The organism is Pseudomonas sp. HK3 (assembly GCF_052920985.1).
Genome location: NZ_JBREXD010000001.1, coordinates 173,971 through 199,019 on the forward strand (window position 1 = coordinate 173,971; position 25,049 = coordinate 199,019).

Sequence of the window (25,049 nt, forward strand, 5' to 3'; positions counted from 1 at the left end):
CCATGAATCAATCACAACTTTCACCCTACCAATGAATATGACAACGCATTCAACAGAACTCAAAGCTATGTACAAAATGTCTATTAGCTTATTTTTACCCTAAGCGCCTTTCTGCATCGCCACCTGCCAATCATGAGCTAGAGTTATCAACAGACTCCCTCAACCTTGGCAGGATTTACCGATGAAAATAATACTCGCCAGCTTAATTGTGACCTTGGCCACCTATGCACAAGCCTGCAGCGCTCAAGATATGCAAATGAGCATTTTCAGCGAACAACAAACATTTGATCAGTTCAGCCAAAACACAGTGCAACCCACCTGGCTCATCGGGCAAACAGGCAAACTACAGGTTATGGGTTTTACACAGGTTACTCGCACGCACCGGCATTTAGATAACGACCACCAAGACTCGACTACTAGGCATCATCTTGGCTTTGGTGTGCATCAACAAATAACCTCATTCTTTTACACTCAAATGGTTATAACCGAACACAATGGAGGACAGCCTACTGTGAAACTCGGAGTTGAGTTTTAACTGATCACTCACCTAAACGTTAGGTGATGATAATTGAATACCCCCTAACAAAACCGCCATTCAAAAATGAGTGGTTTTTTAATGTCTAGCTCATACTAATTAAAACGCCATCCTCATCAAAACGAAAAGTTTGGGCTGCATATTAAAATACCAATACGTCAATTTTTCCACGTATAAAAACGCCAATAAAATCGTCTTTTTGACTTATTTTATCTAAGTGTAATGTATTGTTATTTTATTAGACTATTTTGAAACATAACAAGAATTCTGACAGATCCTGACTAATCTCACAGTATAAGGACCTGCATATTTACGCAGACAGCACCAAGGATGCAGGTCGATTCGTAACCAATAGGATGTTGTTATGAAATCGATGATACTAAGCATCACATTTGCAACCATGCTCAGCAGTGTATATAGCCACAGCGATAGCTATTCCTCGCAAAGAAGTCTTGATGACATTATCTCCAACATGCTGCTGAAAAACACCATAGGGTTGCGTTATGGCTCCCCTAGCGGCAAACAAATTATCCCCATCAATACTAAAGAGTTTTATTTTCAGCATCGCCTGCACCCCATAACCGGCTCACTTATTACACCTGCATTTGAACTCAGTGTCAGCCAACTAAATGTTGGGGAAGAAAAAGGCTATGTGTACGGAATGGGACCGGCCATGAGCATTCCCATTGGTGGCTCCAATGGGAATTTGCATTTTACCGCCCACGGTAAAGTGCATTATTTAACAAGAGATGATTTCGGCAGAAAACAATACGGTGGCCCCATACACTGGACTTATGGCTTTGGCGTGAAAACCAATCTAACGATCAATACATTTGCCAGCTACATGTGGCAACACATGAGCAATGGGGATGTGTATGACTATAATCCTGCACTGGAAACACATACCGTGACACTAGGCATTAATTTTTAGGGATGACAACCTAGCATACAAAAATTATAAACCTCATTTGCACTTAAAACGCTAGCAGCACTTTTATGCGTTATCGGTAGAAGAGTGCCTACACCTGACCTAAAGCTTTTTTACAACCCGCATTAATTAGAACAGCGAGCATATTGGATATTGCACACAACAGGCTAAGCAATCATTGAATTAAAGAAAGGCTAATCAAACTATCTAAACGACTATTTTAATAGTCGCGTGCAAGCACCCTCCCACAATAAACAATAAACAATAAACAATAAGCAATAAGCAATAAGCAATAATAACGAATTGAATTCGCTTATTTAAAATCCAACATATTATGACTTTGCATGTATTTAATTATATTGTCGCAGGTAAAGTGGAATTGACAATAAAAACTGCCGTTGATTTGACCATAATCCAACAAGTATGCACGAAAGCGATCTGAGAACTCTGCATCTGGTTTTTGCGGGCTCACCCAAAACTCGGCTAATGCCTTTTGATCGGTAAGTCCTGGCATATTAAAAAATGCATTACCCATTACTTTAACCGGTGCCTGGTGATAAAACGCTTGCAATGCTGTCGTACTGTTAATGGTCACAACACCTTTACACGCTTTTAATAACGTCGGCAAATGCTGATCATGTATGTAAGTAACGTGTTCAGAAATACCTAAATCTTTTGCGAGTGTTTTAATATAAGCGGCATAATTTACATGCCCCCTATCCATCGGGTGGTGTTTAATTACCAAGCGCTCAGAGCCCTGATTTAACGCAAATGACAGCATTACTTCTTGGATAAAGTGCTCAATGGATTCGTACTGGCTATGAAACGCAATCTGCGCATCATTATGTACCTGCAAAGGCACTAAAAAGAAATCACCTTTACGCGCAATACGAGCAGCGGACGACTCCGTAAATTTATACAACTGCTTTCGCGCATACGCACGAATCCAAAACAGAGCCTCGCTCAACGCGCTATAACATCTGTGATGTAAATAGTCAGGAAAGCCCATTTTCTTAAGAGTACTTTGTATATAATACGCAGCCGCATAACGAGCACGCTTAAGAAAATTACCAGGCATCACCACCTCATCATGAATGATATGCATGGGCTGGTATGCATCAACACCTAGATGCTTAATTGGGCTGTGACCGTTTACACCGCCCTCTTCTAACGTGATGTAGTTAGGCCTTAAATAACCCTCTTCTAACGCGATATATTGAATATCGTTGTTTAAACAAATTCGCTTTGCTTCATGATGATAAAAGCGACAATCGCCATAAGCCATCACTAACTGAATATTGTTATCACGAATAAATCGAGCTAAAAAATGAGGCCATTGATCAGGACGCCCACTAAAAGACACCGCATGATTGTGCTTGTAATAGGATTGATCACCCGCATTAAAATGAATCTTGTGCACGTCCAAACCAACTTGGATAAACGATTCAGCGAGATGATCAAAAAATGGCCCTAGAGGCCCTTGTAGCAGCAGTACAGGCAAACTTAGCTCCTAGACCCAAAACGAAGTTTGAATGGACGATGTGATTTAAATAATGCTTGAGATAAGTAACCTATTTTACGTGATTGTCGGGCAACCCAGCTAGTTTTAAGTTGCATACTTTGCGGTCGATCACATACTAAAGCATTAATCGTAGATTCAACTGTGGTGATTTGTCGCGTCTCCCAGCTCACATAACGCCCATAAAGCACAAGTGCGATATAAGCTAACTCTTCTATTGATCGAATTCGATTTCGCCGAGGGAGGTCACACTTATCGTAGGTTAACCCCCAACCTGCATAAAAAGGTAAACCATAAGTAGTAACGTTTATACCTCGTGTAAGCGCCTCAAACCCCGCCAATGAACAAATGGTACATAGGCGATCACTAATACCAAACAAATCCGTCAAACTGGTATCGGTCACATAGGCGTCAGCATAATTAAATACAGTCTGCTCATCTATGCGACCAGGGCGAACACCACTGTAAACATCCGGGTGCTCTTTATAAATAATATATGCCCTAGGGAAGTCCCTTCTCACCTGTTGCAACAAAGTTAAATTATCGCGGATCGATTCGGCACCAAACTCCATGGATAAATCTTGCTGAAATTGGCCTGTCACTAACACTATTTCTTTACCATTGGCCTGGGTAATAAAACGCGCAACATCGCTGCTGCTTTCAACATTGTATTTAGTGATATTCGAATCACGTAATTTTACCAACAAGGAGGCAGCACGATGCTGCTCATAAGCATTAAATTCATAATGTTCTAACAAGGTTTCTAAACGGGAAGCTTGCTTGCCATTGTAATAAATCCCCTGATCATCCAGCACAAGAGAGCTAGGGCGACGTAAGTCCGCACCTAAGCCTACCGAACGAATAAAGCCATCTTCAATACGCCAACAAGACGTCACATCTGGTTTCTTCATCCCCCACAACAGCGTCATATCACTATTTTTAGGCAATCCAAAACGTAAACAAGATGCCGAAGCTGAAACGAATTCAGGAATAAAACTACGTTTCCACAAACTGACATTAGGTACAGCCAGTACATCACACTGCATGTCTCGTGTTGAAAAATGCGCTTGTAAGTAATCTAGGATTTCTTCGATTTCACATTCTTGCTGCGTATCTGGATGCAAATAAATAGGGTAATCAATCAAGGCTGCTTGTAGTAATTTTTCAAGCGAAACCTGCTCCCTTTGATAACTTAAGGGTTTCTCACATTTATCGCTTGTTAAGCCCCGCCCAGCATAAAATGGCCAAGCAAAACAGGTTACCGTTTTATGCTGCCACAGCGCCTCAAATCCCATTTGACTGCTTACTGTTGCCACTTCCCTCGACATGGCAATTAAATCACTCGGGGCGATATCATCACTTAATATATGAATTCGCGATGCAACCGTTTTATCTAATTGCTTCGCGTTTAATGCATCAAATAAATAACCAGACTTTTTACCCAATAAAACATCTGGGTGGATTTTTATCACAGCATGCAAATTTTCATCTTGCTGTAAACGATCAATCGCCCAAGCTAACATGCAATTAAAGCTTTTAGTTGAACCACCTGAAAACGCAATAGAAGCATCACCAGCGGTTTGATCTAACAACAATAAAAAAGGCGAATTACTTTGATTTAAATCCAGCAGCCAAGCTGGATAATTTTTAGGTTTGCAGCGTGCTTGATTATATTTGCTGACTTTTAATTTAAGCAGTTGTGCACGCAGTCGATTAATTCTAGCACTGTCAACATTAGCTTGCTCAATGAGCAACACATCCAAACCCGAAGGCTTCGATGCATCGTAATACATACCCGTTTTATCAATAATATAAGACAAACGCTGATAAGGCTTAGACTGGCTAGGGTGGTTTAACCAACTGATAAACCCATCTTCTAATGCCCAATAAGGCAGCTGATGTTTTTGCGCTAACACACGTGTTTTTAAGGTATTGGGTTTATAACCCCAGCCCACTAAAACCGGATTTGATTTTGCAAAAAGCTTAGGCGATAAAAACGACAAAAGACGAACCTTGTTCGTCTTTAATAAATGGCTAACTTGAGGGTTGCTAGCAATGCCGCGAGATGCTGTAAAAAAATTCATTACTAAAATCTAATTTCACTCATAAAGCTTAATACAGTCACCTATGTGAATATTAAAATCCTAGGCTAGATTATCGCCTGCAAGCAACCATAAAAGGCAGGAGGCTGCTTGCAGGTGACCAAAAACTTACTCAATAATCACAGGCGCAATAACTTAACTTGTACGAGGGTGCCCCGCGCCCGATAATCAAGGTAAAGGATTTAACCAAATCATCAACCGCTTTCATTCAAGCACAGATAAAAAGTGGCTTTAACGCATTACCTGCTCGCTACCGTCGGGCAATGCCCGACCTACTCCTGTACAAGGTACACCCGAAAAATCAAATGTACGAGGGCGCCCCTGCGCCCGAAAAATTTACTCAATAATCACAGGCGCAAATGATTTAACCAAATCATCAACCGCTTTCATTTGCGCTAAATACGGCTCAAGCTTATCCAACGGTAAGGCACATGGCCCATCGCATTTGGCTTCATTAGGATTAGGGTGAGCTTCTAAAAACAAACCAGCAATACCTAACGCCATACCCGAGCGCGCCAATTCAAATGCTTGAGCACGGCGACCACCAGCACTATCCGTGCGACCACCAGGGCGTTGCAACGCGTGGGTGGCATCAAAAATAACCGGAGCCATCACTTTCATGTCGTCCATACCCAACATATCAACCACAAGGTTGTTATAGCCAAAGCTAGAACCACGCTCACACAACATAATGCGCTCGTTACCCGCTTCTTTGAACTTGGTAATAATATGACGCATTTCATGAGGCGCTAAGAACTGAGGCTTTTTGATATTAATAGCCGCACCAGTTTCAGCCATAGCAACTACTAGGTCAGTCTGGCGAGCCAAAAACGCAGGTAGCTGAATCACATCCACCACTTCAGCTACTGGTGCCGCCTGAAAAGGCTCATGCACATCCGTAATGATCGGTACACCAAAGGTATCTTTGATCTCTTGGAAGATTTTCAAACCCTCTTCCATACCTGGGCCACGGTAAGAGTTAATAGAAGAGCGGTTCGCTTTATCGAAAGACGCCTTAAATACGTAAGGGATGCCCAGTTTTTGCGTCACCTCAACGTATTTTTCACAAGTCTTCATGGCAAGATCACGGCTCTCAAGCACGTTAATGCCACCGAACAGCGTGAAAGGCTTGTTATTACTGACTTCTAAATTGGCAACCGTTACTTGATCAATCATCGACTTACCCTATTAAATTTGATGCAGAAATATACCTTAATCAAGCAAAAATCGCCATGCCAAACAGCGCTGAAATTGGTATCATATTGGCTTTTATGACAGGCAGCCAGCCCCCGTGGATTTAAGCGTTATATACCCAGTGCATATCACCTTTGAGACTCGCTATATTTTAAAACGGTTGGAGACCTGCCTAAACAACACTTGCAATGGATTAGCCAACGCCGAACACATCATTGCTCTATCAGGCAAACCTCGCTACATAAAGCAAGCCAAACACATAATTAATAACCTAAAGTTACCTGTACACAACAAGATAATCATCATTGATTACGACACACCTACCACCCCTTACTCACCGGGCATAGCACGTAATTTCGCAGTCAAGCACTGCACTAAAAATCACCTGTTATTTTGGGATATTGATTTATTAGGTAGCGAGCAATTATTTAAAGCCATACCTAACCATATAGCAGGCATCTCAAAACAAACAAACCGCTTTGAAATGTACCCCTGTTTATATTTATGCCAGCAATACACCAAGAACTTAAAAAACTATTCTAACCAAACTATTGAACAAGCATGGGTTGATGCTACAAACTTAGAAGTAAACAGCATTGAACACTTTGCAATGGCAACCTCGACCATACTTTGCAACAAACAACACTTTTTAGATATCGGTGCATTTGACGAAGAGTTTGTAGGCCACATGGGGGAGGATTTAGAATTACTCAATAGGCTATCTATTTCCTATGGAAAATATGATTTCGAGAACGATCACTGTGAAGATAGACCTTCAAAAATAGCATCAGAATTGAAAGGATTTAGAAAACACTTTTTAAGGTATAGCGTAAAGAATTTAAATAACTATGCGTATACAATACATTTACACCATAATACTCGAAAACATACTGAATATAAAAAAAACAACAATACTAACAGGCAAAAATTACTAGAAAAAATTTTCAAGCAAGTGCAGACTAAAAAAAACAACAGACTCCCATTAAAAATAGAATTACCTTTTCACCTAAAAAATAAATCATACACAAGGCAGCCATTCGTCGACAGATTTACCAGAAAAGTAAACAAATTTATTTTAAACCCTAAAAAATTCTTCAAAGATATAAAATGAAAATACTCAAGCGAACAGAACCAAAAATCAACAACCCTAAAAGCAGAAATTTCTTAGTTTTTGCTGAAGATAATGTTAAAATCAATAATACTGAAATTTTTGGTACTATTTTCTTTGGTTTTTCTTCTTATATAAACTCTGGAATAATTCGCTCTTACTGCGAGATTGGCAGGTACTGCTCTATAGGAAGAAACGTTTCAATTGGCCTAGGCAACCATGATATAAATGGCCTATCAACATCTCCATTTTTTGAGCACCTAATCCCTCAAGGATCTTTAAAGCTAGCATCAGAAACACCTATAAGAAGGGTTATAATAGGTAACGACGTATGGATTGGCGATAATGTAATGATTTCTAGTGGGGTAACAATCGGTGACGGAGCAGTCTTAGCCGGTGGTGCAGTTGTTACAAAAGACGTTGAGCCTTATACAATAGTGGGAGGCATTCCAGCTAAACTCATAAGAAGCAGATTTCCGCCCGAAACAATTGAACAGTTAAAAATAATAAAGTGGTGGGAGATTAAACCCGAAAATTTATTGAAGCTAAACTTAATTAATATACATCATACTATCCAAGAATTATCAAAATTCGAAGAATCAAAAGAAAGAGCCCCAATAAACTATCATAGAATTTCTGTGTGAAAATAAAGAGGTAGTTTAGCGCTACCTCAATGTTCATAAATTAAATTTATTAGTACAAACGCAGTTTCATACAACAAATGCACTCAAACTTTCACATCAGGAATAGATGGCCAAGGGTTATGCATAGAAACTATTTTACTTACTTCTGTTTTAATTGATCCATTTAACTGCTTTTCTTCAAATATACCAAAATCCATATCAGGGTGACCTTCCATCCATTTTTCTTTTCGGTGAAGCGAAATCATCTTTATTGATTCATTCCTCATATTGATAGCTAAAAGTTCGTCATTCGCTAGCGGATGATTTAGTAGTAAACCACTATCAATAAATTTTAAAACCTTCGGTGGAAATAATGTTGTACCTGAGCCTAGCATATGAACTTCAGTATCTACATCTAGTCCACTCTGAAAGTTAAAAACACTCTTTCTACACTTGCTCGCATCTTTAACATACGCCTTGAATATAGAACCATGAACCCCTATAACAGCTTCATCATTGTATTTCTTTGAACACTCGACTAGTTTTTTCACGTAGTCTGATGGATACAAGATATCATCGTCAATTGTAACTACATAACAATTAATAGATGAAAGCCATGAGAACTTAGCTGATGCTCTAAAATGACTGCTTGGATCAAGAATATATTCTATTTTTTTAGAGTCTTTATGCTCTAATATTTCACTTGGAACTTCATCATAATTATTTAAGTATATATATAGGCGATCAACTTGATTTAAAATTGTATCAACTGTATCCAAAAAGATATGACGTCTAGCAGGGTAGGTTGCCATACACGCAACAACACTTTCGTTTGATAGAGGCTCTACAGGTTTAAACGAATCACCTATAAGACTAACGTCATCAATGATCAAGTCTAAGTCGACCTCATCATTTACTTTTAATATAATTTCACGAGTATCCAAGGATGTTTGAAAAATAGTATTATAAGATTTCTGGGTCTCAATATTTCTCCTTAAAATCCTAGTACCATCAACATCAAAACCTTCTAGCATTATTTTTTCATGTGACTTCAGTATACTTTGACAGGAGTACTTATATATTTTTCCAGCTTCAACACTATGACGTGCAATGATCTTTTTTTTGCAAGGCTCACCTAAAGATGTAGGAGAAGGAGTACTATCAACTATTTTTTTGACAGGGCTCTTAACACAAGTGCCCTCTTCAGCCTTAACAAACGAACGGTAACTCCCATTCTCAACAATCCCAAACTTTTCAAAATCAACCCATACTTTAGCACGAGACTTGAAATTTATAAATATATTTACATCATACTCAGCATCAAGTGAAACTTTTTTTTCTAAAATATTATTTTTTAGATCAAACTCTCTAAGAAAAACACATTTTTTAGTATTCTTATCAATACCAGCAATAAACATTCGATCAATTTCTCCTAAAAAATCGTATTTCGATTTCAAGAAAAACTGCCCACTAACAACAACACTATCTACTAGTTTATTAGAGGAATATGATTCATCTCCATAATGTTTATACAGCATGATCACTTTCCTTTTTTAATTTCTTAAACATATCTAAAAAAAACAAACTAGGTGTTTTTTTGAATTTTTTAATTTTCTTTGAAAAAGCACTCGGATAAACGTCTCTATTATTATGATCATTAAGTGTAATTTCATCCCAAGGCGAATTAAATGAAATTAAATCTGAAGCCTTTTTTCTTAAGCTAGAATTAATTTGTTTCTCTTCATGCAAACCAAACTCAACACCTTCAGCAGCTAGCATCCAGTTATCTTTTCTCTCTGGCGTATATAAACCAATTTTATTTATTTTTGAAAAACAAGCCAACCACTCATCAGTAGAAGCAGCATATTTCCATAATTCGCTAAAACCTTGAATATTCAACGTTTTCACATTAAAACACAGGGTGCCCGTTCCTACCAAGTGAACCCTCTGAGTAACTGAAAGTTTTCTTCTGAAATTAAACACATGCTCTCTAGAAGCAATAGGGTCGACTGCATTTTGCTTTGTATATTACAGAATGCACACCCAACACACTCCCCTTATCAACAGTAGACAAACAAGAAACCATTTCTTTTACATAGTTTTTTGGATAAATAATATCATCATCACAGGTTAAATGAATGCCACATATTTTATTCACCCAATAAAACTTAGCAGCCGCACGCTTTTCACTTGCACTATCTAGGACATAAGTAATTTTATTTTTTTGAGAGTGATTAAGGATAAACTCAGGGACATCCCTGTAATTATTTAAATAAATATACAAGTGATCTACTTGATCAATTAAGGAACTAACTGCTTTTGGCAATACATTAATTCGCGGAGGGTAAGTTGCTATTGCTGCAGTAATAGAGTCTTCATTAGTCTTATAACCTCTATCTTTATATATCTCACATACATAATTCACTTCAGCAAAATTAATAGATGAGACATTAAAGTCAACCGTAAGAATATTTACTTTAACCTCATTATTACTATCATTTTTAAAGACGGTATTATATGCATTTTTACCAGAGACAATATTCCGACGACAAAGCACCGCTCCTTTATTTGTACGAACAATTACACTCGTTTCGCTTTTTGGCTTACTAATAGTAAAAGATAGCTTATTAATTGAATTAGGCGCTATTATGATATCTTCTAAATTCACAATTTATAACCTCACATCGACAATTGAGTCACTTAAAATAGATTTCATATCAAATACAACATGTTCATTTTTAGCTATCGCGAACAATGTCTCTTTTGAAAAATCTTTAAATTGATCATGGCCAACAGCGCATACAACCGCATCATATTTTTTACCATTATAAATGCCATCCTTTAGCTCCAGTGAGTACTCATGAAATACTTCATCAGAATTGGCCCAAGGATCATATACATCTACATTGGCATTATGATAGCTTAGCTCCTTAATTAAAGTGGCAACTTCTGTATTTCTAACATCGGGACAATTTTCTTTAAATGTAAAACCCAGGACTAAAATATTTGAATCTACAACATGAATTTTTTTAAAGTTCATTGTACGAACAAGCTTTTGAGCAGCATAGCTAGCCATTCCTTTATTAATTCGACGAGCTGAATTAATAATCTCAGGGTAATACCCAACTTTTTCAGCTTTGTGCGCTAAATAATAAGGGTCAACACCAATACAATGACCACCCACCAAGCCAGGGAATAGTTTTTGAAAATTCCATTTAGTTCCAGCAGCCTGAATCACAGCATTAGTATCAATATCTAATTTATCAAAAATAATCGCTAATTCATTAATTAATGCAATATTTACATCACGCTGGGTATTTTCAATAACTTTTGCAGCCTCTGCAACCTTAATAGAAGGTGCCTTATGGGTTCCTGCTGTGATAATGGTTTGGTACACGGCATCAACGTAATCTGCAATTTCAGGAGTTGAACCTGCTGTTATTTTTGTAATGGTTGGTAAACGATTAATTTTATCGCCTGGATTGATACGCTCTGGGCTATACCCAACAAAGAAATCTTTATTGAATACAAGACCTGATACTTTTTCTAAAGCAGGGACAGCTACTTCTTCTGTAGCACCTGGATATACGGTGGACTCATAGACAACAATATCACCGTCAGTAATAATACTTCCAAGCATTTCAGATGCTTTTTCGATAGGCGTCAGGTCCGGTACCATATTTTCATCCACTGGAGTGGGGACCGTCACAATATAAAAATTTGCAGCTTTCAATTCTTCAATACTATCTGTAAAACTGATATGAGTGGCACCTTCGAAATCACTTTTATCTGACTCATTAGTAATATCGATATGTTTTTTAAGCTCTTCCACTCGCTTACTATTAATATCAAAGCCTATAGTCGATGATTTCTTACCAAACTCTAACGCTAATGGCAGGCCAACATAACCAAGTCCAACAACGGCAATTTTTAAGTTATCCATTCTCTAGTCTCCTAATAAAATCTATAAAGCTAAAACAACAGCAGCAGATACCGCCACTTGATAAATTACTTGCATAATATCTTTGGTTAATTGCAAAGACTTCACATCTGGTTTTGCGAGTACAAAAACTTCATCACCTGGGTGAATTTCGTCTTCATCATTTAAATCTGAGTTCACATCAATGAACGAACCGTTTGGCTTCATGATGAGTACGTTCATGTCGTCTACATCAGCTGTGCTGCCACCGGCTTTGTTGATGTACTCTTGGGTATTCATATTTTTATCGTAGGTAATGGCCGTAGGGAACAGTACTTCCCCGTGCACCATTATTAAGCTTTGCTTAGCGGGTACTACAATGCGGTCTCCTTGTTCTAAGGTGACTTGTTTGGCATCGTAACCATCGGCCAACAACACTTGACCTTTTGGTTGTACATCTTTTGCTTTATCAATCCACTGTAAAATAATTTCGGCTTCGGCTTTTCTTAACTGTGCAGTCTCATTAGTTGCTGAGCGAGCGGTCAATACACTTTGTTCTAATGATGATAGCGATGCCATTAACATATCTTTTTGGCGCTTAGCCCACAGACTTGCGATACAGCTGAATAGCGGTTTGATTTGAAAGCTCGGTGAACTCTACTTTTGCTAGTAGCTCCTCAAGTGTGGCCCCCCAAGGTAATACCATTTCATATTGAGAGTTATGCTCACCTACGACTTCAACACTAATACTGTTAGCCCGTAACTGTGATGACACCTTTACGGTAGAGCCAGCTTGAATATTCACATTTTTAAGCTCGCTTAAACCAAACTGCTTTGCGCTGACTTCTTTCATACCGTTTTTATTAAACGGTTGTACTAGGGTCACATGGGTAGCGTTTTCGTTAATGGCGACGGCGGCTAATATTTCATTTAGGTTGGCTTGCTTACCTTTTAGTTCATATTTACCAGCAAAACCCACTTCACCCTCTATGCTGATATCACCGGTTTTGGGGGCTACAAAAATCACATCACCTTCGTGTAGTTGCACACTTGGCATGGTGCCTTCTTGAATAAAGGCGTATAGGTCGATCTCTTTTACGGTTTTACCATTACGCTTAACACTAATATTACGGTAGCTGCCCATGTGCTTGCGGATGCCAGCTGCTTTATCAATAAACGCTAACACACTGTCTGCACTTTGGCCTTCGTATAAGCCTGGGTTGTTTACCATGCCAGATAGAAACACCTTAACCGTTTGGCTTGATAGAAGCGTTACATAGGCTTGTACGTTGGCTTTGTACACGCGCTTAATGGATTTAAGTACTACCGCATTAAGCTTTTTGTTTTCAACGCCCAATACTTTTACTGGGCCAACTTTTGGGATAAATATATTGCCTTGTGCGTCTACTTGCGTTTCTTGTTGGTAATCTAACCCACCCCATAACTGCACTAATAAAGTGTCACCTTGATTAATGCGATATTCTGGATTTACGCCACTAAACCCTTGCTTTGTAAATGCGCCCGAAAACAACCACTGCGCAAACTCTGGTGTGCTATTACGTTCAACTAATACATTTTTTTCTTCAGCTTGTTGATCTTTTTGAATGTTGAGCGCCTGCGTCGTAACTGCGGACAATAAACAAACACTGACCAGCAATCCTTGTAAAAACTTCATCATGATTATTCCTTATGTTCTTTTACAATGGCCCATATCAATCGGCCTAATAAATACACCAATAACAAAGATACAAACCAAGTGAAAATGCTGTAGATACGTCTTGGGTATTGATCGGTTTCTGGTTGTGCTGGGTGCTGCACTATGAGTAAGTGCTTTAATTTGCGGTACGCGTCAGCTCGTACTACCTCCATGCTTGATAAACCTGCTTGGTATAAGCCTGTGGCTAGCTCTGTGCTAAGTTTAATCTCCTGGAAGTTGGCCGTTATTTGATTTAACGATTTCTGATCATCTGAGGTTAATTTACCTTGCTCCTCATTTAACTGCTGCTGCAATGACTTAATTAAAATACGCTGGCTTTTCACTTCAGCTGCATCATCACGCATCACCGCTAACATCTCTTTTAATTTTGCTTGAGCTGTTATGATTTTGCCTTGTAAATTGCCAATTGCCGCTAACATGGCACTGCCTTGCTGCTCTGGGCTGTATAGCTCGTTATTATTTTGAAAAAGCACCAGTAATTGCTGCTGGCTTTTCATATTATTGTATAAGCGCTCAACTTCTTTTTGGGCATAAGCTAGTTGCTCTTTAGCCATTTTATCACCTAGGGAATTAATAAAGCGTTCACTTTGCTCTAATAATGTCTGACCCAGTAACAGGCTATATTCAGGGGTAAAGGCTTGTACTTCTATGTGCACAATGTCGGATAGCTCATCATGGCGAACACTAATATGGTTTTTATAAAACTCTACGTAATCTTCAACAGTGGCATCTTCGCTTAAACGACTTAATGCATCCCAATCGCTATTTTGATAATGTGCTTTTAAATCAATTGCGGTATCCAACGATTCTGCCATTTCACGAGATTCAACATACTCTTTAATAATTAACGCATCGCGCATTGCTGATGATGTGGTACCCAATGCAGCAATACCCATCAAAGCAGCTTCGTTACTGCCAGCTTCTTTCACCACAAATTGTGTAGAGGTCGCATAACGGGGAGAGGCCACTATGGTGTAATAACCTACCACTAAAATAGAGGCCAATAACACCAAAGCAAACGATCCAAATTTGGCCCAAGCGATGTAAGCCGCTTTGCGCGTACCCACATAGGCTTTGCTATCAACCACAAATTGTTTTGGGTCGCGCTTTAACTTACGTACTTTACGCTGTAACGGCGAGAGCTGCTTATTAGCCTCTTGTACCGTAGGCTCTTGCTTATTAGGCTGTGACATAGGTATCTTCGTATTCTTGTATGGCGTCTTCCAGTTTCGGGAAGAATATTAATTTTTGGTTTTTTACAACGATGCCCGCTTCGCAATATTTACGTAGCTCACCCATGGAATGGCTCACCATAATTAACTTGGTGGTTTCAAATTTACTTTTTAATAAAGCTTGGCTTTTATGACGGAAATTCGCATCGCCCACGGCACCTAGCTCATCGATTAATAACACGTCAAAGTCAAAATCGAACGCCATGGTTAAACCAAATGCCACTCGTGAACGCATACCGCTTGAATAGCTTTTTACTGGCTCATCAAAATATGCACCTATTTCGGCAAAGTCATACACCTTTTGCTCAATCTCATTGGTGTCTTTATAGCCATGAATCCGTGCTACAAAGCGGCAGTTTTCGCGGCCGCTCATGCTGCCCTGTAAGCCACCCTGCAAACCTAGCGGCCATGAGATTTTTTTATCACTAACAATCTCACCCTTATTGGGATAATCCGCCCCGCCAAGCATGCGCACCAATGTTGATTTACCCACACCGTTTGGCCCTAAAATGGCAATACTTACATCGGTAGGCAGCGTAATATTAACGTCTTTAAACACATAACGACGCCCTTGCTTGGTTGGATAATATTTACTAACGTTTTCAAGCTTAATCATAAGGTGGCAAACCTTATGCGATTAACGCGGTACAGCATCAAACCAACTGTCACAAAACTTAGCGATGTAAGTGCTAAATACCCCCAACTGCCAACGGGGGTGGTATAACTTGCAAAAAATGCATCACGGCTTAATTCAATGGCGTGAAAAATAGGATTCCAACTAAATAAATACCAGTACTTGGCTGGGATCATAGTGGCGCAAAAAAAGATGCCTGATATAAAAAACATGGGGGTCATCACCATGCTCAATAGTTTATTGGCGTCCCTCCAATATAATAAGGCGCTACTCATGCAGAGGGCTATACCAAACCCAAGTGACATCAATAACAATGACGCTGTAATTAATGCCAATAAATCTTGCGGCCATACATCCAGTCCGAGCCAGGCCATAACACTTAAAATAATCATATAAACAATAAAAAATGTGGCTAGCTCGATCATTAAGCGAGTAATAATTGGGTCTATGGGGCTTACTTGACGATAGGCAAACAAGGCTTTATTGGCAGAAATCCCCGAAGATAATTGAGTCACTGTCTTGCTGAATGTTTTAAAAGGCATAACCCCTGAAATTAAAAATAGTGCAACCGGCACACCTGCTAAACTAGTGCGCCCAATAATGGTAAATAATATTGCAATAATGGAGGCTTGTGCAGCTGGTTCAGCAATCGCCCAGAAATACCCCAACTTGGACGAACCAAAGCGGGTTTTTAGCTCCCGCATTAATAATGCGTGAACGGTGTCTCTCATAATTTGTAGAGAAGAGCGAGCCACGGTGAATCCTTGATTGTTTAATTAACAACCTAAAACAGCAATAAAACTTGATAAGATTTATGAAAACGCATGAAGAGTGTTAGAGCTTCCTTGACTGCAAATTCCATAACTTTTTACGGGGCGCATTATAGTTTCAAAATGTGACACTTCAAATTAAAACGTTACAAAACGACAACACTTTTGGCATATTAATTTATTGACCTATAACTTTGTAGGAGAATACTTACACGTCTGATCATTTTTCAGGCAACTTTGATTTATTTGTATTTACCTTGATCTTTTTTTGCACACATAGTCTATTTATATTTGTGCAAACCATAAAACCCAAAACCAATGCTTTATAATTGATTTGATTGTTAATTAAACTATTGTTGAATTTTTTTGTGATGAAGTTCATCTTTATAAATTAGTACTGTCTATTTCTTACTCAGACTGAATATCAGTAAAAATTCTTAAATAGCACCTTATTAAAGTATCTTTTTGTTTGTTTATTAACTAAATATGAAAGGCTAAATTGCTCAAATACAGCGTATAACTGACCATTTTTTAAGCTAACTAATCAAAAGAGATTCTGGAAAGTTAAATATGCAAAAAGCCTATTCCTCATAAGCACTTCGCTATCAAGTCGCTTAATGAACAATGCGTCTTTTTGGGTCGCGAGTAAGCTCAACACCTACCGTTATTTTTATAACCCTAGGCGCAGATTTTTTAGGCCATAAAAAAAGCAGCCATTGGCTGCTTAATATTTAACCTGTTACTCTTTATTCTACTCAAATGGATCTTCAAACCAAAACTAGGTTATCACGATGTATCAACTCTGGCTCATCCATGTAACCTAGTATTTTGATAATATCTTTGCTGTCTTTTTTTAGAATCTTTTGGGTTTCAAGCGCGCTGTAATTGCTTAACCCTTTGGCTATGATTTGCCCAACTTGATTCACACAGGCAACCACTTCACCACGACCAAAGTGCCCGTTAACGGCAATCGCTCCAACGGGCAGTAAACTCTTGCCGCTTTCTCGTAGTGCTTTTACCGCGCCATCATCAATGGTGATTTCACCACGAGTTTGTAAGTGGCCAGCTATCCATTGCTTGCGTGCAACCATGGGTTCTTGGTCGCTCACTAATAACGTGCCTAGGCTTTCGCCTTTGAACAACCGCATTAATACATTTTCAATACGACCACCTACAATCACAGAGCACGCACCGCTGCGTGCGGCTAATCGTCCCGCGCGCACTTTTGTAATCATGCCGCCACGGCCTAACCACTCCGCCGTCACCCGCCATCGCTTGTATCATTGGGTCTTCTGCGCGAGCACTTTCGATGAGTGTGGCGGTTTTATCGGTACGAGGATCAGCAGTGAATAAGCCGTCTTGATCCGTAAGTATGATAAGCGCGTCAGCTTCAATTAAGTTGGCAACAAGCGCACCTAATGTGTCGTTATCACCAAAACGTATCTCGTCGGTGATGACGGTGTCATTTTCATTGATGATGGGGACAACACCCAAGTCAATTAACGTGCGTATGGCAGAGCGGGCATTCAAATAGCGATTGCGATTAGAAAGGTCAGCATGGGTTAACAGTACTTGTGCTGTTAAATATTCGTGACGAGCAAAGTTGCTTTCGTAACATTGCACTAAACCCATTTGGCCTACCGCGGCGGCCGCTTGCAATTCATGCAGTGCACTTGGGCGTTTTTTCCAGCCTAGGCGAGTTATGCCCTCAGCTACTGAACCTGACGATACTAGGACCACTTCTATACCTTGGCTGTTTAAGCGCGGCAATTTGATCGACCCAGTTTGCGATGCCTTGTTTATCTAAACCGGCGCCGTCATTGGTGAGCAGTGCGCTCCCAATTTTGATTACGATGCGTTTGGCGCTGGTCAGTGCTTGTCTGGACATATGTTTGGTTTTTATCTGATATTGAATATGGGTAATCTTAATGGATTAAGGCCAGCCTATAAATAAGTTTTTCTGTTTACGTGGGGGGGCATGGGGTGAGTACATTGCGATGGGAGTGCTTAGTATGTTTTACGTTGAGGTTTGTTCGGGTATTTTTGTGTGTTTGTGAATCGGGCGCAGGGCACCCTCGTACAGGTTTGTTCGCGTATTCTTGTGTGTTTGTGGGTCGGGCGCGGGGCACCCTCCTACAGGTTTGTTCGCGTATTCTTGTGCCTTTGTGAATCAGGCGCGGGGCACCCTCCTACAGGTTTGGGCTTTGATTTTCGGGGGAGGTGACGTTTAGATTTACAAGGTAGAAAAGCACTTGGCTGCGCTTGTGCCTCGCTTGTAATGAGTACCTGTAAAATAATGCTTAGAGTTAAGTATAGAAAGGAACAGTCATTGTGTCGTGCAAGCACTCTTACAGTATATTTAGACATGCATCTGTACGAGGGTGCCCCGCGCCCAATATTTCTATACAGAAGTTTAAAAATGAACGTAAATTTGAAAGGGCGCTGATTAACGGTGGCCCGCTAACAGCCTCCTACTGCTTAGGAGGCTGTATATTCAGGCTTTTGATTTTTTATTCGTAGGTGTAGATGAATTCTGGGCCGTCACCATCGTCGTCATCATCATCAAGCTCATCGCCTTCTTTGGCAGCCAGCTTGGCCGCTTTACGTGCCGCACGATGCTCATTACGACGCTCGTATAGTTCTTCCATACGGTCTCGGGCTTCATCTTCGACAAGCTTACGATGTACAGCTTCTTCTTCTAGTAATTCTGGGTTTTCGATAGCGGCTTCTGCACGTGCATCTAAGAAGCTCATAATATCAAAACTAATTTGCTGAGTGCCTTCTTTGCTAATGGCGCTGATTTTATAAACCGGGCCTTTCCAATCAAGAGCATCAATTACATCTTGGCAACGCTGCTCACGTTCATCTTCTGGCACAAGGTCTAACTTGTTTAACAATAACCAACGTTCACGATTCACAAGTTCTGGTGAGAATTTTTCTAATTCGTTAACAATTACTTTTGCGTTTTCAGCGGGCGTCGATTCATCAAACGGGTTCATATCTACGATGTGCAATAGAATACGAGTACGTACTAAGTGCTTTAAGAATCGAATACCAAGACCGGCACCTTCTGATGCGCCTTCGATCAAACCTGGAATATCAGCAACCACAAAGCTTTTGTATTTTGCCACACTCACCACACCTAGGTTCGGCACCATAGTGGTAAATGGGTAATCCGCTACTTTAGGTTTTGCCGCAGACACAGCACGAATGAAGGTCGATTTACCTGCGTTAGGCAGACCAAGCAAACCTACATCCGCAAGTACTTTCATTTCTAATTTAAGGTTGCGGCTTTCACCTGGCGTACCTTTGGTTGTTTGACGTGGTGCGCGATTCACTGAACTCTTAAAATGAATATTACCTAAGCCACGCACACCGCCTTCGGCTACTTTTAGAGTGGCACCGTCTTCGGTCAAGTCACCTAAAACCTCTAAGGTGTCTTCATCTATTACCGTGGTACCAACAGGAACTTTAAGATAGGTATCCTCACCTTGCTTGCCGCTCATTTCACTGCCCATGCCGCCTTCGCCATTTTCAGCTTTGTAACGACGCACGTAGCGATAATCTACCAAGGTGTTTACGGCTTCTTCGGCAAGCAAATATACACTGCCACCATGACCACCATCACCGCCGTCAGGCCCGCCTTTAGGAATATATTTTTCACGACGAAAGCTTAAGCAACCACTGCCGCCATTTCCCGCTTCAACACTGATAGAAGCTTCATCAACGAATTTCATATTATTCCTCTGGGCAACCCATACATCTAATAATAGCCCACATATTTTTGTACACGATCATCACTGGCTTGGGCTTAACCAGCAGTTACACTTTTAAAGTGCGATTTTGCAATTAAAAAAAGCCCTGTGCCTAAGCAACAGAGCTTTTTGACTGAATACAGGCATTTACCTGAAACCCAGTTTATAAGGCCGTATTAGTTAGAAGCAACAATGCTTACTTGCTTACGGAAAATGCGACCTTTTTGTTCAAACTTCACGAAACCATCGGCTTTCGCGAATAAAGTGTGGTCTTTACCACAACCAACATTGTCACCTGGGTGCACTTTAGTGCCACGCTGACGAATGATGATTGAACCAGCTGTAACAAACTGGCCACCGAAGGCTTTTACACCTAAGCGTTTACTCTGGGAATCACGACCGTTACGGGTAGAACCACCGGCTTTTTTGTGAGCCATGCCTTTTCTCCTTCACTGATATATCACCGTTACCAACAATATATCGAGCTTTAATTTAGTGTTTGCTTTAATCACATTCGAGATTAAAGCCGTTCAATTCTTTGAAAATATTAAGCAGAGATGCTGGTAATTTTCAGTTCAGTGAACCACTGACGGTGGCCCATTTGCTTCATTGAGTGCTTCCGGCGACGGAACTTGATGATTTTCACTTTTTTGTGACGACCATGAGCTACGACTTCTGCAGTCACTTTAGCACCTTCAACAACAGGCTGACCGATTTTAACGTCGTCGCCGTTGCCAACTAGTAAAACTTTGTCCAGCTGAACAGCTTCACCAGTTGCAGTTTCAATTTTTTCAACTTTAAGGGTTTGACCCTCTTCAACGCGGTATTGCTTACCGCCAGTTACGATAACTGCGTACATGTTTCTCTCCAAAGAGCTTTTAATGGCATAAGCCAATCAATATCGCTTGTCTCTCGGTTGCTGCTTGGCTGCCACCCTTTCGGGCTGATGGCACCTACTTCTATGAACTTCGCTTTGAAGCTCTATGGTAGGGAGCGGACCATGTACATTTAATGCACTACAAGTCGGTCGCGGATTATATAGTAACCCTCATCAATAAGCAAAGATTTACGGACCAAGCGAAAAGCGCTGCCATTTAGGCCTTAAACCCATGAATTTAGAGGCAATTTAGGCAGTTTTCTTGCCTCTTTTAGCATCACTCATTAGGATAGCCATTCCTTGAGGAAAGTGATTTACCCCATGCTAGTAAAAGACATATATCAAGTTGTAGAGCAGGATTTTCAGCAAGTTAATCAGCTGATCTTAGAACAACTCAGCAGTGATGTCCCATTGGTTGTTAAAATCGGTCAACACATCATTGAAAGTGGTGGCAAACGCATGCGTCCACTGCTCGTGCTGCTTGCAAGTAAATCCCTTTCTTATGACAAGCAAGATCACGCACTATTAGCCGCTATTATTGAATTTTTACATACCGCAACGCTTTTACATGACGACGTGGTGGACACCTCTGATTTACGCCGTGGTAAAGCCACCGCTAATGCTAAATGGGGCAATGCCCCTAGCGTATTAGTTGGTGACTTCTTATATAGCCGCGCGTTCGAGATGATGGTCGAGCTTGGCTCACTTAAAATCATGGATATTCTGTCAAAATCAACGCGCGTCATCGCCGAAGGCGAAGTGATGCAGCTAATGAATGTAAAAAACCCCAATGTCAGCGAAGAGCAATATATGGCGGTCATTGAAGGCAAGACAGCCATGCTCTTTGAGGCAAGCTCCCATTCCGGTGCTGTATTAGCTGGCGCAAACACGGAACAAGAAGAAGCATTACGCCTATATGGCCACCACACTGGCATGGCATTTCAGCTTGTGGATGACGTACTTGATTACGTTGGCAACGCAGAAGAATTAGGTAAAAACGTGGGTGACGACCTAGCTGAAGGTAAGCCCACTCTACCGCTCATTTACACCATGCAACATGGCAGCGATGAACAGGTACACATGATTCGTCAGGCCATTCGCAAGGGCGGCACCGAAAATTTAGCGGAAATCATTGAAATCGTACAAGCCTGTGGTGCCATTGATTACACCAATCAAAAAGCGCGCGAACATGTCAGTGCGGCCCAAGCGGCTATTGATGTACTGCCCAACACCCCAGCTAAAGAAGCCTTGGTGGCACTGGCTGAAATGGCGCTTTCGCGTAGCAGTTAACAACTCCAATTAAAATCCGCCATTGCCTCTGGGCAATGGCACTTATTTGCAGCATCATGGTCTGAATAAAAAATTATCGGAACATTTAAGATGCTACAGCGCGTTTTACTCTCTTTATTCTTTTCTTTTTTTGCCGCGCAAGTCAGCTGGGCAGGTTTGTTTTCTGACGATACAGCCGGACCATTGCCAGCTCATGAAGCGATCAAATTCAGCCAAATACAAGACGGCTCGCAACTCAGTATTCAGTTTGAATTATCTGATAACGTTTACCTATACCAAGATAAGCTAAAACTCAGCCTGCTTGATAAAACGCCCTACCCTCATTCACAATTCGTAGAAACACCACAAATTATCAGCGACCCAAGTTTCGGCGATGTAGCTGTCTTTTTTAATTCAGCCACTGCCCAAGTGGAGCTATCGCAACTACCAGACAACACTCAGCAATTAAAAATGCGCTATCAAGGCTGCGATCAAGCCATTGGCCTGTGCTATCCACCACAAACGGCATTACTTGAAATTGAACCTTTTGATCGCACCGCTTCAGCTTCAGATACGACACAGCCAAACAACACAAGCAACCTTGATCAGGCTAACGGTATTTTAAGCTTCTTACAAAGTGCCGGTTTAATTTTAATTCTCGCCACATTTTTATTGCTAGGCATGGGCCTGACGTTCACACCTTGCGTACTTCCGATGATGCCAATTATTTCAAGTATTATTGCAGGACAAAAATCACTAACAGCACGACAAGGCTTTGTACTGTCTGGCGTATATGTTTTAGGCATGGCGCTAACGTTTGCACTGGCAGGCGTATTAGTGGGGTCGCTCGGCGCCAGCTTTAATATTCAAATTTATATGCAGCAACCTTGGGTACTGAGTATTTTTGCAGGCTTATTTGTCATATTGGCGCTTGCTATGTTTGGCTTATTTGAATTGCGCCTCCCTCGCTTTATTCAAGAACCGTTAGATAATTTAAATCAAAAGCAACAGGGTGGCAGCCTAATAGGCGTGCTACTAATGGGCGCACTCAGTGCAATCGTCGTTAGCCCTTGTGTAAGCGCCCCACTTGCTGGCGCACTACTTTACATCAGCACAACTGGCGATGCCGTATTAGGCGGGTTTGCTTTATTTGCGCTAGGCCTAGGCATGGGCTTACCGCTTATCATCATCGGCACAAGTGGCGCATATGCCTTACCCAAAGCAGGCGCCTGGATGGACGGCGTTAAACATTTCTTTGGCGTATTACTATTGGGCGTAGCGTTATGGCTACTGGGGCGTTTTATTCCTGAAACCATTTACATGGCTGGCTGGATTATATTGATCGCAGTCTATGCCGTCGTACTCGGTGCTTTTGAGCCTGCCGCTACTTATGGCAAGCGCTTAATCAAAGGTGTTGCGCTATTAGGTTTTATACTTGCAAGCGCTCTTATATTTAAACTGGTATTGGGGCCGTTAACAGCAACCCCTACTTCGCCCTCTACAACCTCAGCGCAAATCAATGCTCAATATAGCAATGGCTTTTTTCAAACATTAAGTGAGCAAAGCGAGCTGAACGCGGCTTTGAATCAAGCCAAGCAAGATGAAAAAATTGTATTTTTGGATATATACGCTGACTGGTGTATTGAATGCAAAATCATGAGCAATACATTATTCAAAGATGCAGAGGTACAAGCGCAGCTAGAAAATTTTGTGCGCATCAAATTTGATATCACTCGCTTTGATGATTTTCACAAAGCCTATCTTGAGCAACATAATTTATTTGGCCCCCCTGCATTATTGTTTTACGGTTTAAATGGTGAATTAATAGACGAGGCCAATATTTTAGGTGAGATAAGTAAAGAGAAGTTTATTAATCACTTACAACAGTTCGACCCTTAACAGATATATAAGACAGACATAAAAAAACCCAGCATATGCTGGGTTTTTTTATTACCACCAAAACACAGTAAAAACTATTTAGTCTTTTTAGCTGTGGTTTTCTTAGCTGTCGACTTTTTCGCTGTAGTTTTCTTAGCGGTGGTCTTTTTAGCTGTGGTTTTCTTAGCCGTTGTCTTCTTAGCGGTTGTTTTCTTCGCCGTAGACTTAGCTGTGGTTTTCTTAGCTGTTGTCTTTTTAGCAGTGGTTTTCTTCGCTGTCGACTTTTTAGCAGTTGTCTTCTTCGCTGTGGTTTTTTTCTCAGCGCTGTCGTCTTCTGCTTTCACTGCTGCTTTTTTAGCAGTGGTTTTCTTGGCGGTTGTTTTCTTAGCCGCTGTTTTCTTAGCTGTCGTCGCTTTCGCTGACGTTTTTTCAGGTGCGGCTTTTTTAACAGATGATTGCGGTGCTACGCCACTTTTTACGAATTCGGCTATTTCAGCTAAGCGCTTTTTCTGCGCAGCATCAAGCTTACCAATTCGATCTAAGTTCTGTAGACGCTTCTGCTCTTTCTTCGCTTCGACAAGTTGTTTTTTCAACTCTTTCTTGTCTAGCTGCTCGACCTTCAGCTTTTCTTGCTCTTCTTTGTAACGAGCCTCACGCTCTTCTTGCTGCTTAATCAGCTCTTGCTGAAGCTTACGACGCTCGTCTTCACGAGATGCACGCTCTTTAGAACGCTCTACCTCGAGTGCTTCGATTTCTGCCTTACGCGCTGCACGCTCATTTTCTAAGCGCTTTTGTTCCTCAGGATCTTTTTGAGGCTCAGCTTTGGCTTTAACCACATCCTTAGAATCATCACTGCCGCCACCTAGTAGAGCTTCTAATGCCGCGATTTGATCGACAATATTCTCTGGTTGGCTTTCTTGCTGCTTGATGATTTTTTTATAGGAAGGGCGTTTCTGTGATACTTTTGAACGCTTGCCAGGTTTAGCCAT

The 25,049-nt window shown here is 40.7% G+C and carries 22 protein-coding genes and 1 pseudogene; 6 read left to right on the forward strand and 17 right to left on the reverse strand.

Going from position 1 to position 25,049, the window contains the following annotated elements:
* Positions 1–181: 181 nt before the first annotated feature.
* Positions 182–535, forward strand: coding sequence for a hypothetical protein (locus tag ACU6U9_RS00730; RefSeq protein ID WP_446733176.1), 354 nt, complete (start codon positions 182–184; stop codon positions 533–535).
* 364 nt (positions 536–899) lie between these two features.
* The gene (locus ACU6U9_RS00735) at positions 900–1,466 is read left to right on the forward strand and encodes an acyloxyacyl hydrolase (protein WP_446733177.1); all 567 of its coding nucleotides are present in this window, start codon (positions 900–902) and stop codon (positions 1,464–1,466) included.
* A gap of 310 nt (positions 1,467–1,776) precedes the next feature.
* Here the strand turns inward: ACU6U9_RS00735 and ACU6U9_RS00740 are convergent, their stop codons facing one another.
* From ACU6U9_RS00740 to kdsA, 3 genes are all read right to left on the reverse strand, one after another.
* Positions 1,777–2,964: a capsule biosynthesis protein gene (locus ACU6U9_RS00740; protein ID WP_446733178.1), complete on the reverse strand. Its 1,188-nt coding sequence runs from the start codon at positions 2,962–2,964 to the stop codon at positions 1,777–1,779.
* 2 nt (positions 2,965–2,966) lie between these two features.
* The gene (locus ACU6U9_RS00745; protein WP_446733179.1) at positions 2,967–5,066 is read right to left on the reverse strand and encodes a capsular polysaccharide biosynthesis protein; all 2,100 of its coding nucleotides are present in this window, start codon (positions 5,064–5,066) and stop codon (positions 2,967–2,969) included.
* 354 nt (positions 5,067–5,420) lie between these two features.
* Positions 5,421–6,260: a 3-deoxy-8-phosphooctulonate synthase gene (kdsA, locus tag ACU6U9_RS00750; RefSeq protein WP_446733180.1), complete on the reverse strand. Its 840-nt coding sequence runs from the start codon at positions 6,258–6,260 to the stop codon at positions 5,421–5,423.
* 115 nt (positions 6,261–6,375) lie between these two features.
* On the opposite strand from kdsA, the gene ACU6U9_RS00755 reads away from it, so the two are divergent.
* Complete coding sequence (locus tag ACU6U9_RS00755) at positions 6,376–7,389, forward strand: hypothetical protein (RefSeq protein ID WP_446733181.1); 1,014 nt, start codon at positions 6,376–6,378, stop codon at positions 7,387–7,389.
* On the forward strand, positions 7,386–8,030 hold the full coding sequence (locus tag ACU6U9_RS00760) for a CatB-related O-acetyltransferase (RefSeq protein ID WP_446733182.1): 645 nt from the start codon (positions 7,386–7,388) through the stop codon (positions 8,028–8,030). Before ACU6U9_RS00755 ends, ACU6U9_RS00760 begins: the two co-directional genes overlap by 4 nt.
* Positions 8,031–8,113: 83 nt before the next feature.
* Here ACU6U9_RS00760 and ACU6U9_RS00765 read toward each other — a convergent pair whose 3' ends face one another.
* From ACU6U9_RS00765 to rplU, 13 genes and pseudogenes are all read right to left on the reverse strand, one after another.
* Positions 8,114–9,547, reverse strand: a complete 1,434-nt coding sequence (locus ACU6U9_RS00765) for a hypothetical protein (RefSeq protein WP_446733183.1) — start codon at positions 9,545–9,547, stop codon at positions 8,114–8,116.
* Positions 9,537–9,908 carry a hypothetical protein gene (locus ACU6U9_RS00770; RefSeq protein WP_446733184.1) on the reverse strand — a complete coding sequence of 124 codons (372 nt, stop codon included), beginning with the start codon at positions 9,906–9,908 and terminating at the stop codon, positions 9,537–9,539. The genes ACU6U9_RS00765 and ACU6U9_RS00770 overlap by 11 nt, the downstream gene beginning before the upstream one ends.
* A 91-nt stretch (positions 9,909–9,999) precedes the next feature.
* The gene (locus ACU6U9_RS00775; protein ID WP_446733185.1) at positions 10,000–10,677 is read right to left on the reverse strand and encodes a hypothetical protein; all 678 of its coding nucleotides are present in this window, start codon (positions 10,675–10,677) and stop codon (positions 10,000–10,002) included.
* Between the two features lie 3 nt (positions 10,678–10,680).
* The gene (locus ACU6U9_RS00780) at positions 10,681–11,952 is read right to left on the reverse strand and encodes a nucleotide sugar dehydrogenase (RefSeq protein WP_446733186.1); all 1,272 of its coding nucleotides are present in this window, start codon (positions 11,950–11,952) and stop codon (positions 10,681–10,683) included.
* Positions 11,953–11,973: 21 nt separating this feature from the next.
* Positions 11,974–12,507, reverse strand: coding sequence for a hypothetical protein (locus ACU6U9_RS00785; RefSeq protein ID WP_446733187.1), 534 nt, complete (start codon positions 12,505–12,507; stop codon positions 11,974–11,976).
* Positions 12,508–12,526: 19 nt separating this feature from the next.
* Positions 12,527–13,606, reverse strand: a complete 1,080-nt coding sequence (locus ACU6U9_RS00790; protein ID WP_446733188.1) for a polysaccharide biosynthesis/export family protein — start codon at positions 13,604–13,606, stop codon at positions 12,527–12,529.
* A 2-nt stretch (positions 13,607–13,608) separates the two neighbouring features.
* Positions 13,609–14,838 carry a hypothetical protein gene (locus ACU6U9_RS00795; RefSeq protein ID WP_446733189.1) on the reverse strand — a complete coding sequence of 410 codons (1,230 nt, stop codon included), beginning with the start codon at positions 14,836–14,838 and terminating at the stop codon, positions 13,609–13,611.
* Positions 14,825–15,493 (reverse strand): ABC transporter ATP-binding protein, encoded by a 669-nt coding sequence (locus ACU6U9_RS00800; RefSeq protein ID WP_446733190.1) that lies wholly within the window; start codon positions 15,491–15,493, stop codon positions 14,825–14,827. The genes ACU6U9_RS00795 and ACU6U9_RS00800 overlap by 14 nt, the downstream gene beginning before the upstream one ends.
* Positions 15,490–16,266 carry an ABC transporter permease gene (locus tag ACU6U9_RS00805; protein ID WP_446733191.1) on the reverse strand — a complete coding sequence of 259 codons (777 nt, stop codon included), beginning with the start codon at positions 16,264–16,266 and terminating at the stop codon, positions 15,490–15,492. The genes ACU6U9_RS00800 and ACU6U9_RS00805 overlap by 4 nt, the downstream gene beginning before the upstream one ends.
* A gap of 782 nt (positions 16,267–17,048) precedes the next feature.
* Positions 17,049–18,169, reverse strand: a pseudogene (gene proB / locus ACU6U9_RS00810) (glutamate 5-kinase).
* A gap of 622 nt (positions 18,170–18,791) precedes the next feature.
* On the reverse strand, positions 18,792–20,018 hold the full coding sequence (gene cgtA, locus ACU6U9_RS00815) for an Obg family GTPase CgtA (protein WP_446733192.1): 1,227 nt from the start codon (positions 20,016–20,018) through the stop codon (positions 18,792–18,794).
* A 194-nt stretch (positions 20,019–20,212) separates the two neighbouring features.
* Positions 20,213–20,473: a 50S ribosomal protein L27 gene (rpmA, locus tag ACU6U9_RS00820; protein WP_446733193.1), complete on the reverse strand. Its 261-nt coding sequence runs from the start codon at positions 20,471–20,473 to the stop codon at positions 20,213–20,215.
* A gap of 110 nt (positions 20,474–20,583) precedes the next feature.
* Positions 20,584–20,895, reverse strand: a complete 312-nt coding sequence (gene rplU / locus ACU6U9_RS00825) for a 50S ribosomal protein L21 (RefSeq protein ID WP_446733194.1) — start codon at positions 20,893–20,895, stop codon at positions 20,584–20,586.
* A gap of 339 nt (positions 20,896–21,234) precedes the next feature.
* On the opposite strand from rplU, the gene ispB reads away from it, so the two are divergent.
* Together ispB and dsbD are read left to right on the forward strand one after the other, a co-directional pair.
* Positions 21,235–22,203, forward strand: coding sequence for an octaprenyl diphosphate synthase (gene ispB, locus ACU6U9_RS00830; RefSeq protein ID WP_446733195.1), 969 nt, complete (start codon positions 21,235–21,237; stop codon positions 22,201–22,203).
* Positions 22,204–22,293: 90 nt separating this feature from the next.
* Complete coding sequence (dsbD, locus tag ACU6U9_RS00835) at positions 22,294–24,081, forward strand: protein-disulfide reductase DsbD (protein WP_446733196.1); 1,788 nt, start codon at positions 22,294–22,296, stop codon at positions 24,079–24,081.
* A 74-nt stretch (positions 24,082–24,155) separates the two neighbouring features.
* On the opposite strand, the gene ACU6U9_RS00840 is transcribed toward dsbD, so the two are convergent.
* Positions 24,156–25,049, reverse strand: coding sequence for a histone H1-like repetitive region-containing protein (locus ACU6U9_RS00840; RefSeq protein WP_446733197.1), 894 nt, complete (start codon positions 25,047–25,049; stop codon positions 24,156–24,158).

What these genes read in the sequence shown, in the direction of transcription:
- ACU6U9_RS00730 (WP_446733176.1), top strand. Translation starts at nt 182, where the DNA reads ATGAAAATAATACTCGCCAGCTTAATTGTGACCTTGGCCACCTATGCA.
- ACU6U9_RS00735 (WP_446733177.1), top strand. Translation starts at nt 900, where the DNA reads ATGAAATCGATGATACTAAGCATCACATTTGCAACCATGCTCAGCAGT.
- ACU6U9_RS00745 (WP_446733179.1), bottom strand. Translation starts at nt 5,066, where the DNA reads ATGAATTTTTTTACAGCATCTCGCGGCATTGCTAGCAACCCTCAAGTT.
- kdsA (WP_446733180.1), bottom strand. Translation starts at nt 6,260, where the DNA reads ATGATTGATCAAGTAACGGTTGCCAATTTAGAAGTCAGTAATAACAAG.
- ACU6U9_RS00760 (WP_446733182.1), top strand. Translation starts at nt 7,386, where the DNA reads ATGAAAATACTCAAGCGAACAGAACCAAAAATCAACAACCCTAAAAGC.
- ACU6U9_RS00765 (WP_446733183.1), bottom strand. Translation starts at nt 9,547, where the DNA reads ATGCTGTATAAACATTATGGAGATGAATCATATTCCTCTAATAAACTA.
- ACU6U9_RS00780 (WP_446733186.1), bottom strand. Translation starts at nt 11,952, where the DNA reads ATGGATAACTTAAAAATTGCCGTTGTTGGACTTGGTTATGTTGGCCTG.
- ACU6U9_RS00785 (WP_446733187.1), bottom strand. Translation starts at nt 12,507, where the DNA reads ATGGCATCGCTATCATCATTAGAACAAAGTGTATTGACCGCTCGCTCA.
- ACU6U9_RS00790 (WP_446733188.1), bottom strand. Translation starts at nt 13,606, where the DNA reads ATGATGAAGTTTTTACAAGGATTGCTGGTCAGTGTTTGTTTATTGTCC.
- ACU6U9_RS00795 (WP_446733189.1), bottom strand. Translation starts at nt 14,838, where the DNA reads ATGTCACAGCCTAATAAGCAAGAGCCTACGGTACAAGAGGCTAATAAG.
- ACU6U9_RS00800 (WP_446733190.1), bottom strand. Translation starts at nt 15,493, where the DNA reads ATGATTAAGCTTGAAAACGTTAGTAAATATTATCCAACCAAGCAAGGG.
- cgtA (WP_446733192.1), bottom strand. Translation starts at nt 20,018, where the DNA reads ATGAAATTCGTTGATGAAGCTTCTATCAGTGTTGAAGCGGGAAATGGC.
- rpmA (WP_446733193.1), bottom strand. Translation starts at nt 20,473, where the DNA reads ATGGCTCACAAAAAAGCCGGTGGTTCTACCCGTAACGGTCGTGATTCC.
- rplU (WP_446733194.1), bottom strand. Translation starts at nt 20,895, where the DNA reads ATGTACGCAGTTATCGTAACTGGCGGTAAGCAATACCGCGTTGAAGAG.
- ispB (WP_446733195.1), top strand. Translation starts at nt 21,235, where the DNA reads ATGCTAGTAAAAGACATATATCAAGTTGTAGAGCAGGATTTTCAGCAA.
- dsbD (WP_446733196.1), top strand. Translation starts at nt 22,294, where the DNA reads ATGCTACAGCGCGTTTTACTCTCTTTATTCTTTTCTTTTTTTGCCGCG.
- ACU6U9_RS00840 (WP_446733197.1), bottom strand. Translation starts at nt 25,049, where the DNA reads ATGGCTAAACCTGGCAAGCGTTCAAAAGTATCACAGAAACGCCCTTCC.